We start from the raw sequence: 21,602 nt of genomic DNA, 5'->3' as shown, positions 1-21,602 counted from the left end.
AGGGACCCAGTAACGCGACAGGCCCAGCACCCGAACTGGGTTGCTGAGCCTGTCGAAGCATCCCCCGCAGGGGCGAGGGTCAGGCCTCGTCGTCTTCCGGCTCGAAGTCGACGCCGGCCTCGGCACGCTGCTCCGGCGTGATCGGAGCGGGGGCGGCCGTGAGCGGGTCGTAGCCGTTGCCCGACTTCGGGAATGCGATGACCTCGCGGATCGACTCGGTCTTCGTCAGGTGCTGCATGACGCGGTCCATGCCCAGCGCGATTCCACCGTGGGGCGGTGCGCCGAACTTGAACGCGTCGAGCAGGAAGCCGAACTGCTCGTCGGCCTGCTCGTCGCTGATGCCCATCACCTGGAAGACACGCTTCTGGATATCTTCGCGGTGGATGCGGATGGAACCGCCGCCCAGCTCGGAGCCGTTGCAGACGATGTCGTACGCGTAGGCGAGCGCGGAAGCGGGGTCGGTGTCGAAGGTCGCCTCGAACTCGGGCTTGGGGCCCGTGAACGCGTGGTGCACGGCGGTCCAGGCGCCGGCGCCGACGGCGACGTCACCCGAGGCGACGGCATCCGCCGCGGACTCGAACATCGGGGCGTCGACGACCCAGGTGAAGGCGAACTCGTCGGGGTTCAGGTAGCCGAGGCGGCGACCGATCTCGACGCGTGCGGCACCGAGCAGTGCGCGGCTCTCCTTCGTGGAACCGGCGGCGAAGAACACGCAGTCGCCGGCCTCGGCGCCCACGAGTTCGGCGAGGCCCGCCTGCTCGGCCTCGGACAGGTTCTTGGCCACGGGGCCACCGAGCGTTCCGTCTTCGTTGAAGAGCACGTACGCGAGGCCGCGGGCGCCGCGCTGCTTCGCCCAGTCCTGCCAGGCGTCGAGCTGCTTGCGGGGCTGACCGGCACCGCCGGGCATGCGCACGGCGCCGACGTACTCGGCCTGGAACACGCGGAACGGCGTCTCGGCGAAGTACTCGGTCGCCTCGACGAGTTCGAGACCGAAGCGCAGGTCGGGCTTGTCGGAGCCGTACTTGGCCATGGCGTCGGCGTAGGTCAGACGCGGCAGCGGCACGGAGACCTCGACGCCGATCGTCGCCCACATCGCCTGCACGAGCGACTCCATCAGCGTGATGACGTCTTCCTGGTCGACGAAGCTCATCTCGATGTCGAGCTGGGTGAACTCCGGCTGGCGGTCGGCGCGGAAGTCCTCGTCGCGGTAGCAGCGGGCGATCTGGAAGTACTTCTCGACGCCGCCGACCATCAGCAGCTGCTTGAAGAGCTGCGGCGACTGCGGGAGGGCGTACCAGCTGCCCGGGCTCAGGCGAGCGGGTACCAGGAAGTCGCGGGCGCCCTCGGGCGTGGAACGCGTGAGCGTCGGGGTCTCGACCTCGGTGAAGTCCTGACGGTGCAGCACATCGCGCACGGCCTTGTAGACGTCGGAGCGCAGGCGCAGGGCGGATGCCGGGGCCGGACGGCGCAGATCGAGGTAGCGGTACTTGAGGCGAGCCTCTTCACCGACTGTCTCGCTCTCGGCGACGGCCGTCGACACCTGGAAGGGGAGGGGAGCGGACTCGTTGAGCACCTCGACCTCGGTGGCGATGAGCTCGATCTCGCCCGTGGGCAGGTTCGGGTTCGCGTTGCCGTCGGGGCGGCGGGAGACCTCGCCGGTGACCTTCAGCACGAACTCGTTGCGCAGCGGGTGGGCGATCTCTTCGTCGCGGATGACGACCTGGGCGATGCCCGACGCATCCCGAAGATCGATGAACGCGACTCCTCCGTGATCACGACGGCGATCGACCCACCCCGCGAGGGTGACGGTCTGACCGATGTGCTCGGCTCGCAGTGAGCCTGCCGAGTGGGTGCGAAGCACGGAGTATTCCTTCTGTTCTGGGAACTGGTGAACCCGCCCATTCTACGGGGGAGCGCTGTGTCCCTCCGGCGTGTTCTGCGGGCCCGTGCCGATCGTCAGTAGGATCACCACGACACAGAAAGGTGCGCGCACCATGGACAGCAACGGCATCTCCGATCTCTACGCGTCGATCTTCTCCGGAACGACGGGTCTCATCGCCCTGGTCTTCTACGTGCTCGTCGTCATCGGGCTCTGGAAGGTGTTCACGAAGGCCGGCCACCCCGGGATCCTCGCGATCATCCCCATCGTGAACGTCATATACCTGGTGCGCATCGCCGGGATGTCCGGCTGGTGGGCGCTGCTCTATCTGATCCCGATCGTCGGATTCGTGCTCGGCATCATCGTCGCCATCAAGCTCGGTGAACGCTTCGGCAAGGGCGGGTTCTTCTCGTTCTTCCTGCTGTTCGTCTTCCCCTACATCGGCTACCTGATCCTCGGGTTCGGGGACTCCCGCTACAGCAAGGCCTGATGTGCCGGCATCCCGTCTGCACCTCGTCCGTCACGGCGAGGTGCACAATCCTGCCCGCGTGCTCTACGGCCGGTTGCCCGACTTCCACCTGAGCGAAGACGGAAAGCGGATGGCGCAGGCCGCCGCCGACCACGTCGCCGCACTCGGTCGCGATGTCGAGGCGCTGCGCTGCTCACCCCTCGAGCGCACACAGGAGTCGGCCGCCCCGTTCGCCGAGCGCTTCGGTCTCGAACCGGTGCTCGACGAACGGGTCATCGAACCCACGAACGTGTTCGAGGGCACCCAGATGCGCCGCTCGCTCATGAATCCGCTCAACTGGTGGCACCTGCGGCAGCCGGCGACGCCGAGCTGGGGCGAGGCATACTCCTCGACCGCCGCGCGCATGCGTGAGGCCATGGACGAGCTGTGGCACACCACCGAGGCGGGCGACGCGGTGATCGTGTCGCACCAGGCACCGATCTGGATCACGCACCTCTCGGTGGCGGGACTGCCGCTGCGCCACGACCCGCGCACCCGCCGGTGCGCTCTCTCGAGCGTCACCTCGTTCGAGCGCGTCGGCGACGTGTGGCGCGAGGTCGACTACGCCGAGCCCGCCCCGACCGGCGGTGCCGTCGACGTCGGGGCCGTCTGAGCGCCGGCGTCGACGGCATGCTCGCCCGGTTCTGAGTGCCCGCGGAGGGCCCTCTCGTCCGGGCGACGCATAGGAACTTCGGCGTAAACTCGTAACCGTGCCACTCGCCTCGTCGATCCACCCGATCCGCAGCGGCCGCCCCTCCCGCACTCGACTCTCTCGTCGTGCGGTCGGAGCCGCGCTCGCCGCGGTGCTCGCCGTCGGTCTGAGCGCCTGCGCGCCCGACCCGGTCAGCGAATCGTTCCTCAGCGGCGAGAACACCGGCTACGTGGCCGCCGACGGCGCGATCGTCGAGATCCCCGAGGCCGAACGCGGAGAACCCGTCGAGTTCGCCGGCGTCACCGAAGACGGCGAGGCCTTCGACAGCGCCGACATCGCCGGCAAGGTCACCGTCGTCAACTTCTGGTACGCCGGCTGCGCGCCGTGCCGCATCGAAGCCGGCGACCTCGAGGCCGTGTGGCAGCAGCACGGCGGCGACGATGTCGCATTCATCGGCATCAACACCCGTGATCAGGCCGACACCGCCAAGGCATTCTCGACCGAGTTCGACATCACCTACCCGAGCCTCATCGACGTCGACACCGCGCAGGCCAAGCTCGCCTTCGCCGCGGCCACACCGATCCAGGCCACGCCCACCACCCTCGTGCTCGACAAGCAGGGCCGCGTCGCCGCCCGCATCATCGGGCCGATCGACGGGACCTCGATCCTGTCCACGCTCGTCAAGGACGCGCTCGCGGAGAGCGTGTGAACCCTCAGGAGATCATCGGTTCGGGAGCGCTCTGGTTGGCGATCCCGGTCGCCATGCTCGCCGGACTCATCTCGTTCCTCTCTCCCTGCGTGCTGCCGCTCGTACCCGGCTACCTCGGATTCCTCGGGGGAGCGGTCACCCCGCGCCCGACCCGGGGAGCCGTCGCCGGTACGGATGCCGTCACCGCCATGACGCGCGGCCGGCTCGTGCTCGGCGTGCTGCTGTTCATCGCGGGCTTCAGCGCCGTCTTCGTGTCGATCACGGCACTGGGCGGTGCGGGCAGCGTCTTCCTCGTGCAGTGGGGCGACCTGATCACCCGCATCCTCGGCGTCGCGATCGTGCTGATGGGCCTCGTCTTCCTCGGCCTGTTCGGCTTCGCGCAGCGCGAGTTCCGCTTCCACGTCGACTCGAAGTACGGCGTGATCGGTGCGCCGCTGCTGGGCATCGCGCTCGGTATCGGGTGGGCGCCGTGCCTCGGGCCGACCCTGCTGGCGATCTTCGCGCTGTCGTTCAACGCGGGCGATCCGGTGCGCGCCGGGTTCCTCGGCCTCGCGTACTCGCTGGGTCTCGGCCTGCCGTTCCTGCTGGTCGCGCTCGGCTTCGGCTGGGCGACCACGGCCATCGGCTTCCTGCGCCGCCACATCCGCGTCATCAACATCATCGGAGGAGCGCTGCTGATCGCACTCGGCGTGCTGATGGCGACCGGGCTGTGGACCGACATCATGTCCCGACTGACGGCGGTGATGAACAGTGTCATCCTCCCGCTCTGATCAGCAGAAGAAATCCCCGGACCGGAAGAACAAGAGAGCCGTGAGCAGCAAGACGACGACTTCCAGCGACCCGCTGCGGCCCTCCGACCACGTCGACGGTGACGAGTCGATCACCCAGCCCCGCCTCGGCCTCGTCGGCTGGCTGCGCTGGGGGTGGCGTCAGCTCACCTCGATGCGCACGGCGCTGATCCTGCTGCTCGTGCTCGCCGTCGCGGCCATCCCCGGGTCGATCTTCCCGCAGCGGATGGCCGACCCGAACGGCGTCACTCAGTGGGAGCGCGACAACCCCGATCTCTTCCCGATCCTCGACGGTCTCAAGCTCTTCGACGTCTACCTGTCGCCGTGGTTCTCGGCGATCTACCTGCTGCTGTTCGCGTCGCTCGTCGGCTGCGTCATCCCGCGCATCCGGCACCACTGGAAGGCGCTGCAGGCGCGTCCGCCCCGCACACCCGCACGGTTGAAGCGTCTCGACGACTTCCGTGCCGTGGTGCGCGACCCTTCGACGGGCTCAGGGACCGCGGGAGGCTCAGGGATCGCGGGCGACTCAGGGGCAGCGGATGCCGAGGCCGAAGCATCCGCATCGATCGACATCGCGACCAAGCAGCTCAAGGCCCTCGGATACCGTGTCGAGCGCTACGACCGCGGGCACACGTTCTCGGTGTCGGCGGAGCGCGGCTACTGGCGCGAGTCGGGCAACCTGCTCTTCCACCTGGCGCTCGTTGGCGTGCTGGTCACGGTCGGCGTCGGCGGCGGTTTTGCGTACACCGGCCAGCGCGTGCTGGTCGAGGGCGAGACGTTCGCGAACACACTGGTCGACTACGACTCGATGAACCGCGGACGGTTCGTCGCCGACGATGCCCTCGCGCCGTACTCGATGCGCCTGGACTCGTTCGACGTCACGTACCAGCCCTTCGGCGAGGCCGGCTCCGGCCAGGCCGGCGACTTCTCGGCCAACGTCACCCTCACCGAGAACGGCGAGGAACGCACCGGGGCGGTGCGGGTCAACGAGCCGCTCGCGGTCGCCGACGACGACGTCTTCCTGCTCGGCAACGGCTATGCGCCCACCATCACGGTGCGCAATGCCGAGGGCGAGGTCGTCTTCACCAACAGCGTGCCGTTCCTGCCGCAGGACAACAACATGACCTCGCTCGGCGTGATCAAGGTCACCGACGGGCTGCCCGAGCAGCTCGGACTGCTCGGCTTCTTCTACCCGACCACGGCCGTGCTCGACACGGGCGCCTTCGTCTCGGGGTACCCCGACCTGACCAACCCCACCCTCACGCTCGACGTGTACAGCGGCGACCTGGGCATCAACGAGGGCACGCCCCGTTCGGTGTACGTGCTCGACACGACCGACCTGACCCAGCTCACCGGGCGCGCCGTCGATGTCGACTCGATCGAGTTGGCTCCGGGTGAGACCGCCGATCTGCCCGACGGCATGGGCACGGTCACCTTCGAAGACGAATCGCCCGAGGGGGCGACGGATGCTTCGCAGTCGGTCAAGCGCTTCGCGTCGCTGCAGATCCACCGGGACGAATCCGGCGTGTGGGTGCTCGTGTTCGCCGTGCTCGCGCTGGGCGGCCTCATGCTCGCCCTCTTCGTTCCCCGCCGACGCATGTGGGTGAAGGCGTCGGTCGACAAAGGCGCCGTGGCGCTCGAGTACGCCGGTCTCGCCCGCGGCGAGGACCCGATGATCGCCGTCGCCGTCGACGACCTCGTCTCGGGTCATGCGCGCCTGCTCGACGCGGCCGGAGTCACGGTCGCCCGCGCCGACGACGACCCCGACGTCTCTCCCGCCGACGAGCCGGACGCCTCTCCCGCCGACGACGCGCAGCCGTCAGAGGCCGCAGCGCACGACGACTCAGACCCCACGGATACCGACCCGACGGCATCCGACTCCCCGAAAGTAGACTGACACCATGTTCGACCTCGAAGTGATCTCGCCGGTCCTGCTGTGGACCGCGATCGCGATCTACGCAGCGGCCTTCGTCGCGTACGCCTTCGACCTGGCACGTCGGTCGCAGCTGAGCGCCGATTCGCAGACGGTGCGTGAGGCCGAGCTCGTCGGCGTCGGAGCGCGCGGGGCGAAGGGCGCAGGCTCCACCGGCTTGTCGGCCGAGCCCGCACCGCAGCGCTTCGTGATGGCGCGCATCGGCACGTCGCTCACCGTTCTGGCTTTCATCTTCCACCTGGGCGCGACGCTGAGCCGCGGCTTCGCCGCCGGGCGCGTGCCGTGGGCGAACCTCTACGAGTTCGCGATGATCGGCACGCTCCTCATCATCGCCGTGTACCTGCTGATGCTGATCAAGGTCGACCTGCGCTTCCTCGGCACGTTCATCACCGGCCTCGTGCTCGTGCTGCTCGGTCTCGCCGCCACGAACTTCTACGTCGACGTCACCCCGCTCATGGATCCGCTCAAGAGCGTGTGGCTGGTCATCCACGTCTTCGTGGCCTCGCTCGGCACGGCGTTCTTCGCGCTGGCCTTCGCCCTGTCGGTCATCCAGCTCATGCAGTCGCGCCGTGAGCGACTCATCGCCGAGGGCGCCGAGAAGACCGGCCCCGGATTCCTGCGCACGTTCCCGGGTGCCGACCGCCTCGAGAGCATGGCGTACCGTCTCACGATCATCGGGTTCATCCTCTGGACGTTCACCCTCATCGCCGGCTCCATCTGGGCCTACTACGCCTGGAGCCGCTTCTGGGGCTTCGACGTCAAGGAGACCTGGACCTTCGTGATCTGGGTGCTCTACGCCGGTTACATCCACGCCCGTGCGACGCGCGGATGGCGCGGCAACCCGTCGGCCTGGCTGGCGATCGTGGGCTTCACCGCCGTGATGTTCAACTTCACGATCGTGAACGTGTTCTTCAAGGGCCTGCACGCCTACTCCGGGCTCTCCTGAGCAGCATCCTCACCCTCGAAAGACGGCCCGCCCCTTCGGGGGGCGGGCCGTCTTCGTATGGGTATGCGCCTTGTGTCGCGGCATCCGTCCCGCCAGCGACGTTCCCGCCCGCACAATTTCGGAGATCAGGCACGACGCGCCACGGCCGAGGGGTGACGTGCGGCGTGTTGCGGCGGATCTCCGAAGTTATGCAGGGGAGCGGCAGGCCAACCCCGGATGCTGCGGCTCAGGTGGCGAGCACGGCCTTCGCCGAGGTCGTGCGTCGCAGCGTCACCGCGAGGGTCGTGGCGCCGAGGGACAGCACGCCCCAGACGATCAGTGAGGCCACGGCCGAGCCGCTCCCGGCGATGAGGCCGGCGAACGCGGGTGATGTCGGAAGGGCGGCGCCGAGCCCCGCCAACCATCCGGGAACGGTCGAGATCAGCCCCGTCGCCACGGCGAGAACGCCGATCAGTGCGCTGATCCAGCGACCGACGCCTCCGAAGATGGCCACGAGCGTCTGGTTCACGGCGGCGAAGGCGACGCCCGCGAGCACGGCTGTTCCGGCGAACGACCACCAGGCCGCTGCGTCGTACGAGGCGACGATCTGCACGATGAGCGAGACGAGCAGGCCCTGGCCCGCGCCGATCAGCGCGGCCGGCCAGAACGCGCGCAGCGTCAGCGATGCCGACGAGCGTCGTGACGTGAGCGTGCGCGCCGTGTGCGCCCGCATCACGATGAACGAGGCGAGGCTGCCGAACCACAGCACGACGGCGGCGAGCAGCGGAATCGCTGTGGGGCCGAAGATCGTGTTCATCGAGGAGTCCGTCGAGACCGGGTCGGCGATGACCGAGGCCAGCGACGCCGACTCCGAGTCGCTGAACGAGGGGAGCGAGTCGGATGCCGTGCGCAGGCCGCCCGCGAGATCACCGGTTCCGGTCGCGAGGGTGTCGAGGCCGGTGGCGAGCTCGGTCGCGCCGGTCGCCAGCTCGGTCGCTCCGGTCGAGAGCTGTCCTGCGCCGGTCGAGAGCGCGCGAGCCCCGGCGGCCGACTGATCGACGCCCTGGCTGGCGAGCTGGTTGAGGCCGGTGGCGAGCTGGGTGGCACCGGTGCCGGCCTCGCGCAGCTGGGCGGCGATGGTTGCGGGAGCCTGCGTGGCCACTCCCTGGATTCCGGCAGCGGTGCCCGCCGCCCCCGTGGCGAGTTCCTTCAGGCCGTCGCAGTACTCGGCCCCGAGGAGCGTGGGGTCGCAGTTGTCGGCGTAGGTCTTGATGCCTTCGGCGACGCTGCTCGCGCCGGCCGTCAGCTCGGCCGGAACGATGCCCTGCGCTTCCAGCGTCGCCGCGCCGCCGGTGAGTCCGGCGCCGAGCTGTCCGGCGCCGGTCGCGATCTGGCGGGTGTTCGCGGCGATCGTGTCGAGCCCGGTCGCGAGCGAACCTGCGCCGGTGCTGAGCTCGGAGGCGCCGTTCGCGAGCTGAGTGGCGCCCTCGGGGATCGCCGCGGCTCCGGTCGCGGCATCCCGTGCGCCGTTCGCGAGTTCCAGGGCGCCCGATGCGGCGTCACCGATCTGGTCGCCGATGGTCGTGAAGCCGACGAGCACGTTCTCGGTCGTCGCCTCGGTGAGCATCGTGCCCATGGTGGTGGTGGCGACGTTCGCGATCTGGCTCGTGATGAGGTCGTCGGCGACGAGGCCGTCATCGGGAGTGGTCACGCTGATGGTAGCCTGCTCGGCCTCGCCACCGCCGTCGGAGATCGCCTGACCCGCCGACGTCGCGGCCGCCGAGAAGTTCTCGGGGATCGTGATGACCGCCTGGTACTCGCCGTCGGCGAGCCCGTCGGCCGCGTCTTCCTCGTTCGAGATCACCCAGGTGAGGTTCGAGTCGAGGTCGTCGGAACCCTCGACGAGACCCGAGGCGAGCTGCCGCCCGAGCGGGGTCGTCTGCCCGTCGATCTCGACCGGTTCGTCGAGGTTGACGATCGCGGCGGTCATCGAGTCGAGTCGCTCGGTCGGGTTCTGCAGGGCTGTGACGAGGATGCCGCCGATCGCGGCCGGCAGCAGCAGGATGCCGAGGATCGTCAGCCACGTGATGGGCTTGCGGGAGCGTGCGCGCTCGATGGGGAGGGTCATGCGGTCACCTCGGTGGCTTCGGTCGCCCGACGAGGGGCACGGGTATCGAGTGTTTCGGCGGTGGGCCATCCGGCCTCCGCGAGGATGGCGCGGGCGGCGCCGGCATCGGATGCCGTGGCGAACACCGCGAGTGCGCGACCGGCCGCGGCGTCGCGCAGCATGGCGGTCGCCTGGTCGCGTTGGCCGCCGGCGAGGCGATCGAGTCCGTCGATCACGACGACCTCGGACCGACCGCGGAGCGCCTCTGCCAGATCGGCGAGTGCGGCATCCGCATCGTCGACGAGCACGCAGCCCACGTGCGCACGCACCCAGGCCGCGCGGCCGGGCAGCAGATGGCCGGCCACGCGCAGGCGGCCGTCTTCGGCGGGAATGCGCCCGGCGATCGCGAGGGCGAGGGCGCGACGGGTGCGGGTGTCACCGCCGGTGGCGACGAGGGCGCCTCCGGGGAGCACGCGCAGCGACAGGTTCTGCACGACGGGAGCATCGGCGACGATGGTGAGGTCGTCGGCGGCCACGACGGAGTCGTCGCCGGGCCACGACCTCAGGTGGCGTTCGCGTTCGACGGCCTCGCCCTCGATGTCGACGTGCGGGAGGATCTTCTCGAGCCACGCGGGGATCTCCCACGCCCGTTCGCCGAGGATCGCCATGAGCGCGGGGATCAGCGTCATGCGCACGAGGAACGCGTCGATCGCGATGCCGGCGGCGAGGCCGAGCGCGATCGGCTTGAGCGAGGAGTCGCCCTCGGGAACGAAGGCCACGAACACCGCGAACATGATGAGTCCGGCCGCGGTGACGACCTTCGCCGATCCGGTGAATCCGCTGCGCACAGCGCGGAGGGCGGCCTGGCGACGCGTGGCGCGCGACGCGGCCTTCGCGTCGGGGTCGTGCACGAAGTCTTCGCGCATGCGCGAGACGAGGAACACCTGGTAGTCCATCGCGAGGCCGAAGAGCACGCCCATCAGCACGATCGGCATGAAGCTGATGATCGGTCCGACCTTGGCCACGTGCAGCAGATCGGCGAACCAGCCCCACTCGAACACCGCGCCGACGATGCCGAACGCGGCGATGATCGACAGCAGGTAGCCGAGGGCGGCGGTGATCGGCACCCAGAGCGACCGGAAGACGATGGTCAGCAGGATCAGCGACAGGCCGATCACGAAGATGCCGAAGGGCAGCAGTGCATTGCCGAGCTGGTCGGAGATGTCGATCGCGACGGCCGTGAAGCCGGTGACCTTCAGGTCGATGCCGAACTCGTCGAGCCATTCGTCGTGGTGCGAGCGCAGTTCGCGCACGAGGTCGGCCGTGGCCGGGTCGTCGGGAGCGGTCTCGGGGATGATCTGAACGATGCCGGTGTCGGCGGTCTCGTTCGGGGTGGAGAGGGCGACCTCTTTGACCCCGTCGATGTCGGCGACGGCGTCGCCGAGGTCTTCCATGAGACCGAGCGGGTCGGTCGAGGTGATGATCGTCCCGGTGAGGATGAGCGGGCCGTTGAACCCGGGACCGAACTCCTCGCCGACGATGTCGTAGCTCTGGCGGGCCTCGGAGTCCTTCGGCAGCACACCCGCATTGGGGAGCGCGAGGTTGAGGCTCAGCGCGGGGACGGCGACGATGCCGAGGCCGATGACCACGGCGAGCGAGACGAGGATCGGACGCTTGGTGACGCCGGTGACCCAGCGCTCGCTGAAGGCCCGACGGGGCGCAGGAGCGGGAGCATCCTTCTTCGCCTTGCGCACGCGCACCGGGCGGCCGACGATGCGACCCTTCATGAAGCCGAGCACGGCGGGGGTGAGGGTCACGGCGATCAGGACCGCGATGGCGACGGCGGCGGAGGCGGCGATGCCCATGGTCGTCAGGAACGGGATGCCCGCGAAGCCGAGGCCGATCAGCGCGATGAGCACCGTGACGCCGGCGAACACGACGGCGGATCCGGCGGTGCCGACGGCGCGCGCCGCCGACTCTCCGGGGTCGACGCCGGAGCGCACCTGGTCTTGATGTCGGGCCATGATGAACAGCGCGTAGTCGATACCGACCGCCAGCCCCAGCATGAGGGCGAGCAGCGGGGTGGTCGACGAGACGGTCGCGAAAGCGGTGGCCGTGAAGATGCCGGCCATCGAGATGCCGACTCCGAGGATCGCGGTGAGCAGGGGGAGACCCGCCACGACGAACGAGCGGAACGTGACGATGAGCACCAGCAGCGCGATGAGCAGGCCGACCGCCTCGGTGAGGGTGACACCGGGGATCGAGGTCGCGAAGAGGTCGCCGCCGAGCGCGGTCTGCGAGCCGTCGGGAAGAGCGGCGGAGAGGTCGTCGACCACGGTGCCGAGCGCGTCCTTGGTCTCATCGGACACGTCGGTGGACTGGCCGTCGAACTGGAGGCGCACGATGGCAGCGGTCTCGTCGTCGTTGATCATGCCGCTGACCATCTCGTCGTAGGGCGAGTTCGCAGCGAGCACCCCGTCGACGTCGGCCAGTTCGTCGACGGCATCCTCGATCTGATCGCGATAGTCGTCGTCGGTGACGTGGTCACCGTCGGCCGCCACGACGACGAACTGCGCGTTCGTTCCGCTCACCTGGGGGAACGAGCGGGAGAGCTGCTCGAGGCCCGCCTGTGACTCGGTGCCGGGGATCGAGAAGCTGTTGTCGGTGCCCGCGCCGAGCACGAGCGCGCCGGTGCCGGCGAGGCCGAGGACGAGCAGCCAGGAGGCGAGCACGCGCCAGGGGTGCCGGAAAGACCAGCGACCGAGCGAGGACAGGAGAGTGGACACGCATTCCTCCGAGGGGGGTTGTGTGGATACACAGGTGTATCCAATACATAGATGTATCGTAAGGTCACCGCTGCTCTCAAATCTGTGCGCGGGGTGTGAGAATCGTCTCGAGGACGAATACCTGGAGGTTTCGATGTCGATACCGGCTACCCGGAGTCGCGAGAACACGCGCGCCCGCCTGCTCGAAGCGGCGGCGCAGGTCTTCGCCGAGGTCGGACTCGACGGCGCCTCCGTCGAGGAGGTCTGCGAGCGCGCCGGCTTCACCCGCGGTGCCTTCTACTCGAACTTCGAATCCAAGGACGAACTCTTCCTCATGCTCGCCGGCAGCGTGGCCGACGTGCGCGTGAGCGCGGTACGCGATCGCGTCGCCGAGATGACGGCAGAGGGCGGGATTGCCCCCGGATGCGACCCCACCGAGCTTCTGCAGAGGGTCATGGACTCCGGCAGCGACGATCGGATGGGCGTCTTGCTCATGAGCGAGATCCGCATCCGCGCACTGCGCGACGAGCAGTTCGGCGCCGCCTACCTCGCGCAGGAGCGCGAGATGATCGGCAGCATCGGCCAGATCATCACCGACATCGTCGATGCCGGTGGCCTGCAGATCCGTCTGCCCGCCGATGTCGCTGCGCGCATCCTCATGATCGTCTGGGAGGGCATGGCGGTGCGCAGCGCGATGGCCGGGCACGACGACGCGCAGCTGCGACGCGCGGGCAGCGCCGAGCTCAGCCGACTGGTCGAGCTGCTGATCGTCGAATAGTCGGGGAAGCGGGGCACACCCCGCTCTCAGACGGCGGCGGCGCCGCGCTCCGACAGCTCCCGGTAGCTGCGCTCCAGTCGCGCCAACCACCAGTCGCGTCGGTCGTCGTCGGCGGCGAGGCGCTGGAGAGCAGCGGGGTCCGGCGTCGCGCGTTCGGCCGAGATCACGCCGTTCTGCGGGCGCCGGTCGGCGACGTCGTCGAGGAACAGCGAGGCCGTGCCCAGCCCGCAGTCGTGGTCGAGCTGGGGCAGAGCGGCGGCGAGAGCCGCACCCTGCGAAAGTCCGATGGCGGTGTCGAGCGCGCTCGAGACGACCGCGGGAAGACCGGCGGCGGCGATGAGTTGCAGCGAGTGTGTGACGCCGCCGAGCGGTTGGGCCTTGACGATGAGCAGGTCGGCGGCCCCGGCGCGAGCGACGGCCAGCGGGTCGGCGGACTTGCGGATGCTCTCATCCGCGGCGACGGGGATGCCGAGGTACTTCACGCGCTGCCGGAGTTCGGCGAGTTCGGGGACAGTCGCGCACGGCTGCTCGATGTACTCGAGGTCGTACTCGTTGAGTGCATGCACGGCGTGCTCGGCCTCGTCCACGTTCCAGGCACCATTCGCATCCACGCGGATGCGGCCCTCCGGCCCCATGGCTTCGCGCACGGCTCGCACGCGGACGACGTCGTCGGCCAGCGTCTGGCCGGGTTCGGCGACCTTGACCTTGGCCGTGCGGCATCCGGCGAACCGCGCGAGCACCTCCGGCACGCGGTCGGCGGCGACGGCGGGGATGGTGGCGTTCACGCGCACGCTGTCGCGCAGGGGTGAAGGCTGCGGGCGCCAGGCGAAGTCGATCGCCGCTGCGAGCCAGGTGGCGGCCTCGGCATCCGCGTATTCGACGAAGGGCGAGAACTCGGCCCAGCCCTCGGGGCCTTCGAAGAGCAGCGCTTCGCGGGTGTCGACGCCCCGGAAGCGCGTGTGCATCGGGAGGGCGACCACCCGGGCGGATTCGAGCAGGTCGGCGAGGGTGGCGTTCATGTCAGTCGTTCTCCAAGATCTTCGGGAGCAGGCCCGCTGCGTTGAGGCGGCGGATGAGGCGAGATGCGAGAGGTCCCCGGCTCAGCGAGAGACGGTAGAAGCGAGGTCCTTCATCGGCTTGATTCAGGAGCCCGCGTTCGAGCAGCGCCCGAATCGCCCGTGACCGCTGCGAGGCGCTTCCAGGTATCGCTGACTCGAGGTCGCCGGCTTTGACCACACCTTTTTCGAGGATGATCCGCAGCGCTCTTTCGTCCGCGACTCCGAGGACTCCATCGGCGACGAGCTGGCTCAGTGCAGGGCCGACGAGTGCCGTGATCACGAACTGGTGGTCCTGCAATTGGATCAGTCGGGCCAGGTCATCCCGAATTCCCCGGGCGAAGAACGTCATCCATGCCGTGGTGTCGTCGGTCGCGAGGGAATCTGCAGTCTCGAGCGCTGCGATGTACGCCGAACGGTCGTTGCCGAAGACGGCTGTCGGGTTCAGCGCGCTGAATCCTCGTGTGGCAAAGATCCGCGTGCGGAGCATGGCATAGGTGAAAAGGCGAGCGACCCGACCGTTGCCGTTGCGGAAAGGGTGAATCCAGGCGAAGCGATGATGGGCCAGTGCGATCTGCATCATCTGCTCGTGGAGAGGACGAGCTTCGTTCGCGAAGTCGAGGAGCGCAGACATCTCTGGATGTACGGTCACCCAGGTCGGTGGTTCGTGGTCAGAGCCGGTGATTGCGACGTCTTGGCGGCGATAGTCACCAGGAGTGGGATCACCTTCTCGTGTCAGCCCGCCGACGGTTCGCGAATGAAGGTCGCGTATGAGCGAATGGGTCAGGGGCTGCGTGGGGTCCAGCGTGTCGAGAAAACGAACGGCCTCGACGATGTTCGCGATCTCATGGAACTGCTCATCGCGGCGATCGAGGCGGGTATGACTCATCGACTCGACAGCCTCATACACCGTCGTGTGGTTGCCTTCGATGCGAGCGGAGATGACGCTCATCACTGTGTCGAACAGCTGATGCAACTCGGCGTAGACCTCGGGCGGCGTCGTTCCCGTGCCGATATCGGCGCGAAGACGTTCGATTTCGAACAGAAGAGGAACCAGGGGAGAGTCGAACGACGGGTGGGGAAGCTCGTAGAGGTCGACCATGGTGCGATTACCCGGACCAATCGCACGTTTTTGCAGGAGATGCGAGCATTTTTTGCACTTCATCCCCTTCAAAGTCTTTATTCTCAACGACTCTCACTGTTGAGCATCCGATAAGAATTTGCCTGCCACTGTAACATCATGTGCCACTTTCGCCACCTCTTTTTGCTCGCGGCGACGCGCGATGGGAGCGCGTAGGCTCGTGCAGGCCTTGCCACACACAGAGTTGTGTCATTGACAATGGTGTGTGACGCACAGTAATGTGACCGACATGAACGAGACGCTCGACACGCACCTGCAGGAACTGCGGCGCGGCACCATCGTGCTCGCGTGCCTGCAGCTGCTGCGCACCGCCGGCTACGGCTACGGCCTGCTCGAAGACCTCGAGAAGCGCGGGTTCGCCACCGACGCCAACACGCTCTACCCGCTGCTCCGCCGACTGGAGAAGCAGGAGTACCTCACGAGCGAGTGGAACACCGACGAGGCCCGACCCCGCAAGTTCTACCGCACCTCCGACGCGGGCATCCGCCTCGCCGACACCCTGACCGAAGAATGGCGCGCACTGACCACCGCGATCGCCTCTCTCACCGCAGAGGAGAACTGACATGACCTCCACCGCCGCGCTCACCGAGCGCTACATCGGCGCCACCATCCGCAGCCTCCCGCCCACCGCGCAGGCCGACATGCGAGCCGAACTCGAAGCCTCCATCGCCGACGCGATCGACGCGCGCCTCGAACAGGGCGAGACGCCCCTCGAAGCGGAGCGCGCCGTGCTGACCGAGCTGGGCGACCCCGGCATCCTCGCCGCGAGCTACGCGGAGCGCCCGCTGCACCTGATCGGACCGCGGTTCTACCTCGCCTGGTGGCGACTGCTCAAGCTGCTGCTCATCATCGTGCCGGTCTGCGTGCTGGGCGGGGTCGCACTCGGCCAGGCCATCGCCGGGGCACCGGTCGGCGAGGTCATCGGGTCCTCGATCGTCGCGTCGCTCGGCTCCGTCGTGCACATCGCGTTCTGGACCACCCTGGTCTTCTTCGTGCTCGAGCGCACCGACAATGCCTCCGCGCTCCCCGCCTGGGAAGTCGACCAGCTGCCCGAGTCGCCTGAGAACGGCGCGGGCAGGGCAGAGGTGATCGCGGCGCTGATCTTCCTCGGCGTCGCCGCCGGAGCCGTCTTCTGGGACGCCATGCTCGGATTCTTCCCGACCGGCGGCGCACCGATCGCGATCCTGCACCCGGGCCTCTGGCCGTGGGGCATCACCGTGCTCTTCGCGCTGATCGTCGCCGAGATCCTTCTCGCCATCGCCGTGTACGCCCGCGGTCGGTGGACCACCGCGCTCGCCGTCGTCAACACGGTGCTCGCGGTGTCGTTCCTGAGCTGGGCGCTGACGCTCTTCGTGCGGGGCGATCTCGTGAACCCCGAGTTCCTGCAGTTCGTGGCCGGCGACGTCGATGCCGACGCGCTGCGCGTGGTCGGCGTCGTCACCGGATTCTGCATCGTCGCCTTCCCCGTCTGGGACATCGTCGACGGCTGGCTGAAGACGGCCCGCGCGAACCGCGTCGGCGCATGATGCGGTGTCGCGAGGAGTCGGGAATAGGGTGGATGCCGTGACCAGTGCATTCGTCTCCGACCTGTTCGACCCGGCCGAGTGGGTGCTCGCGCCCGGTGCCGAGGCCTACACCGACATCACGGCGCACGTCTCGCACGACGGCGGCATCGCCCGCATCGCGTTCCACCGCCCGGAGGTGCGCAACGCCTTCCGCCCGCACACGGTCGACGAGCTGTACCGTGCCCTCGACATCGCCCGTCAGGATCCCCGCATCGGAGCCGTACTGCTCACAGGCAACGGTCCCAGCGCGAAAGACGGCGGTTGGGCGTTCTGCTCGGGCGGAGACCAGCGCATCCGCGGTCGCGACGGGTACAAGTACTCCGACTCCGAGACCACCGTGCACGACGCGGCCCGCGGCGGAAGACTGCACATCCTCGAGGTGCAGCGCCTGATCCGCTTCATGCCGAAGGTCGTCATCGCCGTCGTGCCCGGGTGGGCGGCCGGCGGCGGGCACTCGCTGCACGTGGTCTGCGATCTCACGATCGCGAGCGCCGAGCACGGTCGCTTCAAGCAGACGGATGCCGATGTCGGAAGCTTCGACGCCGGATACGGCTCCGCGTACATGGCCCGCCAGACCGGCCAGAAGATCGCCCGCGAGGTGTTCTTCCTCGCCGAGGAGTACTCGGCGCAGCGCGCCTACGAGATGGGGGCCGTCAACCGCGTCGTGCCGCACACCGAGCTCGAGGTCGAGGCGCTGAAGATGGCGCGCACGGTGCTCACGAAATCGCCGACCGCGATCCGCATGCTCAAGTTCGCGTTCAACGCCGTCGACGACGGTCTCGTCGGCCAGCAGGTCTTCGCCGGCGAGGCCACCCGTCTCGCCTACGGCACCGACGAGGCCGTCGAGGGGCGCGACTCCTTCCTCGAGAAGCGAGACGCCGACTGGTCGTCGTTCCCCTGGCACTACTGAGGTGCAGCGATGACCGCTCTGATCCCCATGGAGGCCGATGACCCGGCGCAGCTGGGGGTGGCGCTGCGTCGCGCGCTCGAGGGCGGGCCGGCGCTCGGCTTCGGAATGCTCGCCGACATCCCGGCCCACGTGCCGGTCGGCACGGCAGCGGTCATCGCGACGTCGGGCTCCAGCGGCATTCCCAAACGCGTCGCGCTGACGGGCGAGGCGCTGCGGGCCAGCGCCGACGCCACAGCCGCCCGCATCGGGGAGGGACGTTGGCTGCTCGCTCTGCCCACCGGGTACGTGGCCGGGCTGCAGGTGCTGGTGCGGTCGATCCTCGCCGGCACCGAGCCCGTCGCGCTGGAGGGGGCCTTCTCCTCGGAGAGCTTCGCACGCGTGACGTTGTCGATGCTGCGTCACGGCGACGAAGCGCTCTACACCTCTCTCGTGCCGGCGCAGGTCGCGACGCTCCTCGACGCGGCGGGCGACGTGGCGGTGCGTGCCGCACTGCAGGCCTATCGCGCGATTCTCGTGGGAGGGCAGTCGCTGCCCGAGCCGCTGCGCGAGCGTGCGGCCGATCTCGGCGTGCGTCTCGTGCGCACCTACGGCTCCACCGAGACCAGCGGAGGATGCGTGTACGACGGCGTGCCGCTCGACACGGTTTCGGTGCGGTCGGTGGACGGCGAGCTGCGCATCGCCGGGGCGATGCTCGCCGAGGGCTACCTCGGAGACGACCTGCTCAGCTCCCGCATCTTCGAACGCGATGAGCACGGCATCCGCTGGTATCGCACCGGCGACCTCGGCATCGTCGAAGACGGCGTCGTGCGGGTGCACGGGCGGGCCGACAACGTCATCGTGTCGGGCGGCATCAACGTCTCGCTCGACCGGGTCGAGCAGATCGTGCGCCAGGTGCCCGGCCTGCACGAGGCCGTGGTCGTCGGGATCGGCGACGAACGGTGGGGCGAGGCATCCGTCGTCGTCGCGCCGCGCGGCGAGGTGCTGCGACGCAGCGAGGCCGACCAGCTGGTGCAGGCGCGCGACGCGGTCGCCGAGGCGCTCGGCAAGCACGCGCGCCCCGCGAGCCTGATCCTCGTCGACGAGATCGCGACGTTGGCGTCGGGCAAACCCGACCGCGAGGCGATCCGTCGCATCGTCGCCGAGCTGCACTGACCGGCGCTGGCAGGGGCCGCACGCGTGGGGTGCCAGACTGAAGCGCATGGCCACGTACACGCACGGGCACCACGAGTCCGTCCTCCGCTCGCACAACAGTCGCACCATCGCGAACTCCGCCGCCTACCTCCGGCCGCATCTCGATGCGACGACGCGACTTCTCGACGTGGGTGCGGGGCCCGGCAGCATCACGGCCGAGTTCGCCGGTGTCGTCGCGCACGTCACCGCCACCGAGATCGACGAGAATGCCCTCGCGCTCTCGCGGGGTCTCGCCGCCGAGCGTGGCATCGAGAACATCGACTTCTCGATCGAAGACGTGCACGGGCTGACCTTCGCCGACGACAGCTTCGACGTCGTGCACACGCACCAGGTGCTGCAGCACGTGGGCGACCCGGTGCAGGCGCTGCGCGAGATGCGGCGCGTCACCGTGCCGGGCGGCATCGTCGCGGCGCGGGATGCCGACTACGCGGGGTTCATCTGGTTCCCCGTGCTTCCCGAGCTCGATCGCTGGCTGCATCTGTACCGCGAGGCCGCCCGCGCCAACGGCGGCGAGCCGGATGCCGGACGCCGCCTGCTCTCGTGGGCACGTGCCGCCGGGTTCGACGACGTCACGGCGACGGCATCGACCTGGTGCTACGCGACGCCGGACGAACGCGCCTGGTGGGGCGGGATGTGGGCCGACCGCATCCTCGAGTCGGCCCTGGCCCGACAGCTCGTCGACAGCGGCATGGCGACGCCCGCCGACCTGCAGCAGATCAGCGACGCGTGGAAGCGCTGGGCGGATGCCGGTGACGGCTGGTATCTCGTGCCGCACGGCGAGATCATCTGCCGCGCCTGACATGCCGCGGGATACATCGCCAGACGGACGCGCCCGCACGCCCGCTCGCGTAGCGTGAAAGGGTGTTCCGCCCCATCTCCCGTGCCTGGCTCGTCGTCGACATCATCGGCGCGGTCGTCGGGTTTGCCCTCACGGCCGCCGTGCCTCTGGCTCCGGGGTCGGGCGGGCTGAGCGTCTGGATCGCCGACGGCGGGTGGTCGACGGCGGCCTACATCGTCGTCGGGGCCATCATCTGGGGTGCCGCGGCGATCGCACGTCTCTCACCCGCCCTCGCCCTGAGCATCGCGTGGGTCGGAGCGATCCTGCAGATGGCGGCGGGACTGCCGCCGGTGCCCTTCGACTTCGGCGTGCTCGTCGTGCTGTTCGCCACGGCCGCCTGGGGCAGCACCCGGCTGCTGTGGTTCGGCGGCGCATCGGCGCTCGGCGGTGGCGTCATCGGCGGCGCCTACTTCGGCGTGGCCTGGACGGGCGAGCTCATCACCGATGCCGCGAGCGTGATGCGCGCGGCCCTCACCTCTGTGCTGCTGGGGTCGCTGTTCGTGCTTGCGATGGTGATGTCATGGGGCGCCGGCCTGCTGTGGCGCGTGATCCTGCGCGGTCGCGCGACCGAGGTCGCGAAGGCCCAGGCCGAGATGCTCGCCGCCGAAGAGCAGGAGCGCGTGCGCATCGCCCGCGACATGCACGACATCGTCGCCCACTCGCTCGCGGTCGTGATCGCGCAGGCCGACGGTGCCCGCTACGCGGCGGCGACGAAACCCGAGATGGCGACCGAAGCGCTGGGCACGATCGCACAGACCGCGCGCGGCGCGCTCTCCGACGTGCGGATGCTGCTCACCCAGCTCCGTCATCGACAGGGCGATGGTCCGCAGCCGACCCTCGCCGACCTCGAGACGCTGTTCGCGCAGGTACGCAACGCCGGCATCGAACCGCGCATCACGGTCGATCCGATGCCGCCGGGAGAGCCGCCGGGAGCCATCCAGCTCGCCGTCTACCGCATTCTGCAGGAGGCGCTGACGAACGCGATCCGGCACGGCGACGGTGCCGTCGACGTGCATCTCGCGTGGCTGCCCGACCGCGTCGAGGTGCAGGTGCGCAACACCGTCGCAGGCGCCCCGGTGCCGCAGCTCGGCCCGAGCGGGCACGGCCTCATCGGCATGCGCGAGCGCGCTCAGCTGGTCGGCGGTAACCTGCAGGCGGAGCGCAGAGGGACGCAGTTCGTCGTCCACGCGTCGCTGCCGATCGGAGAAGCACCATGATCAGAGTCGTCCTCGTCGACGACCAGGCGCTGTTCCGCGCCGGAGTCCGCATGCTCGTCGCCTCGCAACCCGACCTCGAGGTCGTCGGCGAGGCGGGCGACGGGCGCGAGGCGCTCGCCGTGGTGCAGGCGACGCGCCCCGATGTCGTTCTCATGGACATCCGCATGCCCGTGATGGACGGACTGACCGCGACCGCCGAGATCCTCACCCGCCCCGACGCCCCGCGCATCGTCATGCTGACGACCTTCGACCTCGACGAGGCGGCGGCTCGGGCCATCCGTCAGGGGGCCAGCGGTTTCCTGCTGAAGGACGCCGACCCCGAGTTCCTGCTCGCCGCGATCCGCACGGTGCACGCCGGATCGAGCGTGATCGCGGCATCCGCCACCCGAGAGCTGTTCGCGCACTTCGCCGACGCTCCGAAACCCGTGCCCGCGCAGTACGCCGACCTGACCGACCGCGAGCGGGAGATCTTCGCGCTCGCCGCCCGCGGACTCTCGAACGCCGAGATCGCGGGGCGGGAGTTCCTGAGCGAGGCGACGGTCAAGACGCACATCAGCCGCATCCTCGCCAAGCTGTCGCTGCGCGACCGCGTGCAGCTCGTGGTCTTCGCCTTCGAGCACGGTCTCGCCTGAGCATCTCTT

Annotated in this window: 19 protein-coding genes; 14 read left to right on the top strand and 5 right to left on the bottom strand. The window is 69.1% G+C overall.

Annotation, left to right across the window (positions count from 1 at the left end; all coding sequences use genetic code 11):
- Positions 1 to 79: 79 nt before the first annotated feature.
- A complete protein-coding gene (gene aspS / locus ACIOSY_RS13275; RefSeq protein WP_400853999.1) occupies positions 80 to 1,861 on the bottom strand; it encodes an aspartate--tRNA ligase in 1,782 nt (593 codons plus the stop codon).
- A gap of 133 nt (positions 1,862 to 1,994) precedes the next feature.
- Between aspS and ACIOSY_RS13270 the strand changes: the two genes are divergently transcribed.
- From ACIOSY_RS13270 to ccsB, 6 genes are all read left to right on the top strand, one after another.
- On the top strand, positions 1,995 to 2,369 hold the full coding sequence (locus ACIOSY_RS13270; protein ID WP_400853997.1) for a DUF5684 domain-containing protein: 375 nt from the start codon (positions 1,995 to 1,997) through the stop codon (positions 2,367 to 2,369).
- 1 nt (position 2,370) lies between these two features.
- A complete protein-coding gene (locus ACIOSY_RS13265) occupies positions 2,371 to 3,000 on the top strand; it encodes a histidine phosphatase family protein (protein ID WP_400853995.1) in 630 nt (209 codons plus the stop codon).
- A 97-nt stretch (positions 3,001 to 3,097) separates the two neighbouring features.
- A complete protein-coding gene (locus tag ACIOSY_RS13260; RefSeq protein ID WP_400853993.1) occupies positions 3,098 to 3,748 on the top strand; it encodes a TlpA family protein disulfide reductase in 651 nt (216 codons plus the stop codon).
- Positions 3,745 to 4,518: a cytochrome c biogenesis CcdA family protein gene (locus ACIOSY_RS13255; protein ID WP_400853991.1), complete on the top strand. Its 774-nt coding sequence runs from the start codon at positions 3,745 to 3,747 to the stop codon at positions 4,516 to 4,518. Before ACIOSY_RS13260 ends, ACIOSY_RS13255 begins: the two co-directional genes overlap by 4 nt.
- A 40-nt stretch (positions 4,519 to 4,558) precedes the next feature.
- The gene (locus tag ACIOSY_RS13250; RefSeq protein ID WP_400853989.1) at positions 4,559 to 6,433 is read left to right on the top strand and encodes a cytochrome c biogenesis protein ResB; all 1,875 of its coding nucleotides are present in this window, start codon (positions 4,559 to 4,561) and stop codon (positions 6,431 to 6,433) included.
- A gap of 4 nt (positions 6,434 to 6,437) precedes the next feature.
- Positions 6,438 to 7,415 (top strand): c-type cytochrome biogenesis protein CcsB, encoded by a 978-nt coding sequence (gene ccsB / locus ACIOSY_RS13245; protein WP_400853987.1) that lies wholly within the window; start codon positions 6,438 to 6,440, stop codon positions 7,413 to 7,415.
- A gap of 226 nt (positions 7,416 to 7,641) precedes the next feature.
- Here the strand turns inward: ccsB and ACIOSY_RS13240 are convergent, their stop codons facing one another.
- Together ACIOSY_RS13240 and ACIOSY_RS13235 are read right to left on the bottom strand one after the other, a co-directional pair.
- A complete protein-coding gene (locus tag ACIOSY_RS13240; protein WP_400853985.1) occupies positions 7,642 to 9,522 on the bottom strand; it encodes a YhgE/Pip domain-containing protein in 1,881 nt (626 codons plus the stop codon).
- Complete coding sequence (locus ACIOSY_RS13235; RefSeq protein ID WP_400853983.1) at positions 9,519 to 12,287, bottom strand: efflux RND transporter permease subunit; 2,769 nt, start codon at positions 12,285 to 12,287, stop codon at positions 9,519 to 9,521. Before ACIOSY_RS13235 ends, ACIOSY_RS13240 begins: the two co-directional genes overlap by 4 nt.
- 133 nt (positions 12,288 to 12,420) lie before the next feature.
- On the opposite strand from ACIOSY_RS13235, the gene ACIOSY_RS13230 reads away from it, so the two are divergent.
- Positions 12,421 to 13,044, top strand: coding sequence for a TetR/AcrR family transcriptional regulator (locus tag ACIOSY_RS13230; protein WP_400853981.1), 624 nt, complete (start codon positions 12,421 to 12,423; stop codon positions 13,042 to 13,044).
- A gap of 26 nt (positions 13,045 to 13,070) precedes the next feature.
- Here ACIOSY_RS13230 and ACIOSY_RS13225 read toward each other — a convergent pair whose 3' ends face one another.
- Positions 13,071 to 14,063 carry an o-succinylbenzoate synthase gene (locus ACIOSY_RS13225; protein ID WP_400853979.1) on the bottom strand — a complete coding sequence of 331 codons (993 nt, stop codon included), beginning with the start codon at positions 14,061 to 14,063 and terminating at the stop codon, positions 13,071 to 13,073.
- Between the two features lies 1 nt (position 14,064).
- Entirely contained in the window at positions 14,065 to 15,201 is a 1,137-nt protein-coding gene (locus tag ACIOSY_RS13220; protein WP_400853977.1) for a Fic family protein, read from the bottom strand.
- A 268-nt stretch (positions 15,202 to 15,469) separates the two neighbouring features.
- Between ACIOSY_RS13220 and ACIOSY_RS13215 the strand changes: the two genes are divergently transcribed.
- The 7 genes from ACIOSY_RS13215 to ACIOSY_RS13185 all read left to right on the top strand — a co-directional run bounded on the left by ACIOSY_RS13215 (position 15,470) and on the right by ACIOSY_RS13185 (position 21,593).
- Positions 15,470 to 15,802: a PadR family transcriptional regulator gene (locus tag ACIOSY_RS13215; protein ID WP_400853975.1), complete on the top strand. Its 333-nt coding sequence runs from the start codon at positions 15,470 to 15,472 to the stop codon at positions 15,800 to 15,802.
- 1 nt (position 15,803) lies between these two features.
- Complete coding sequence (locus ACIOSY_RS13210; protein ID WP_400853973.1) at positions 15,804 to 16,766, top strand: permease prefix domain 1-containing protein; 963 nt, start codon at positions 15,804 to 15,806, stop codon at positions 16,764 to 16,766.
- Positions 16,767 to 16,803: 37 nt separating this feature from the next.
- Complete coding sequence (locus ACIOSY_RS13205) at positions 16,804 to 17,715, top strand: 1,4-dihydroxy-2-naphthoyl-CoA synthase (RefSeq protein WP_400853971.1); 912 nt, start codon at positions 16,804 to 16,806, stop codon at positions 17,713 to 17,715.
- A 9-nt stretch (positions 17,716 to 17,724) separates the two neighbouring features.
- Positions 17,725 to 18,867 (top strand): AMP-binding protein, encoded by a 1,143-nt coding sequence (locus tag ACIOSY_RS13200; RefSeq protein ID WP_400853969.1) that lies wholly within the window; start codon positions 17,725 to 17,727, stop codon positions 18,865 to 18,867.
- A gap of 46 nt (positions 18,868 to 18,913) precedes the next feature.
- A complete protein-coding gene (locus ACIOSY_RS13195; protein ID WP_400853967.1) occupies positions 18,914 to 19,705 on the top strand; it encodes a class I SAM-dependent methyltransferase in 792 nt (263 codons plus the stop codon).
- 62 nt (positions 19,706 to 19,767) lie between these two features.
- Entirely contained in the window at positions 19,768 to 20,961 is a 1,194-nt protein-coding gene (locus ACIOSY_RS13190) for a sensor histidine kinase (protein ID WP_400853965.1), read from the top strand.
- A complete protein-coding gene (locus ACIOSY_RS13185) occupies positions 20,958 to 21,593 on the top strand; it encodes a response regulator (protein ID WP_400853963.1) in 636 nt (211 codons plus the stop codon). The genes ACIOSY_RS13190 and ACIOSY_RS13185 overlap by 4 nt, the downstream gene beginning before the upstream one ends.
- Positions 21,594 to 21,602: the final 9 nt, after the last annotated feature.

Source organism: Microbacterium sp. NPDC087665, from assembly GCF_044743285.1.
Classification (GTDB): Bacteria; Actinomycetota; Actinomycetes; order Actinomycetales; family Microbacteriaceae; genus Microbacterium.
This window is presented reverse-complemented; position numbering and strand designations above follow the sequence as displayed.

Excerpts from the sequence above, each read along its gene's own strand:
- ACIOSY_RS13210 (WP_400853973.1), top strand. The coding sequence starts at position 15,804 with ATGACCTCCACCGCCGCGCTCACCGAGCGCTACATCGGCGCCACCATC.
- ACIOSY_RS13270 (WP_400853997.1), top strand. The coding sequence starts at position 1,995 with ATGGACAGCAACGGCATCTCCGATCTCTACGCGTCGATCTTCTCCGGA.
- ACIOSY_RS13200 (WP_400853969.1), top strand. The coding sequence starts at position 17,725 with ATGACCGCTCTGATCCCCATGGAGGCCGATGACCCGGCGCAGCTGGGG.
- ccsB (WP_400853987.1), top strand. The coding sequence starts at position 6,438 with ATGTTCGACCTCGAAGTGATCTCGCCGGTCCTGCTGTGGACCGCGATC.
- ACIOSY_RS13225 (WP_400853979.1), bottom strand. The coding sequence starts at position 14,063 with ATGAACGCCACCCTCGCCGACCTGCTCGAATCCGCCCGGGTGGTCGCC.
- ACIOSY_RS13230 (WP_400853981.1), top strand. The coding sequence starts at position 12,421 with ATGTCGATACCGGCTACCCGGAGTCGCGAGAACACGCGCGCCCGCCTG.
- ACIOSY_RS13240 (WP_400853985.1), bottom strand. The coding sequence starts at position 9,522 with ATGACCCTCCCCATCGAGCGCGCACGCTCCCGCAAGCCCATCACGTGG.
- ACIOSY_RS13195 (WP_400853967.1), top strand. The coding sequence starts at position 18,914 with ATGGCCACGTACACGCACGGGCACCACGAGTCCGTCCTCCGCTCGCAC.
- ACIOSY_RS13220 (WP_400853977.1), bottom strand. The coding sequence starts at position 15,201 with ATGGTCGACCTCTACGAGCTTCCCCACCCGTCGTTCGACTCTCCCCTG.
- ACIOSY_RS13215 (WP_400853975.1), top strand. The coding sequence starts at position 15,470 with ATGAACGAGACGCTCGACACGCACCTGCAGGAACTGCGGCGCGGCACC.
- ACIOSY_RS13185 (WP_400853963.1), top strand. The coding sequence starts at position 20,958 with ATGATCAGAGTCGTCCTCGTCGACGACCAGGCGCTGTTCCGCGCCGGA.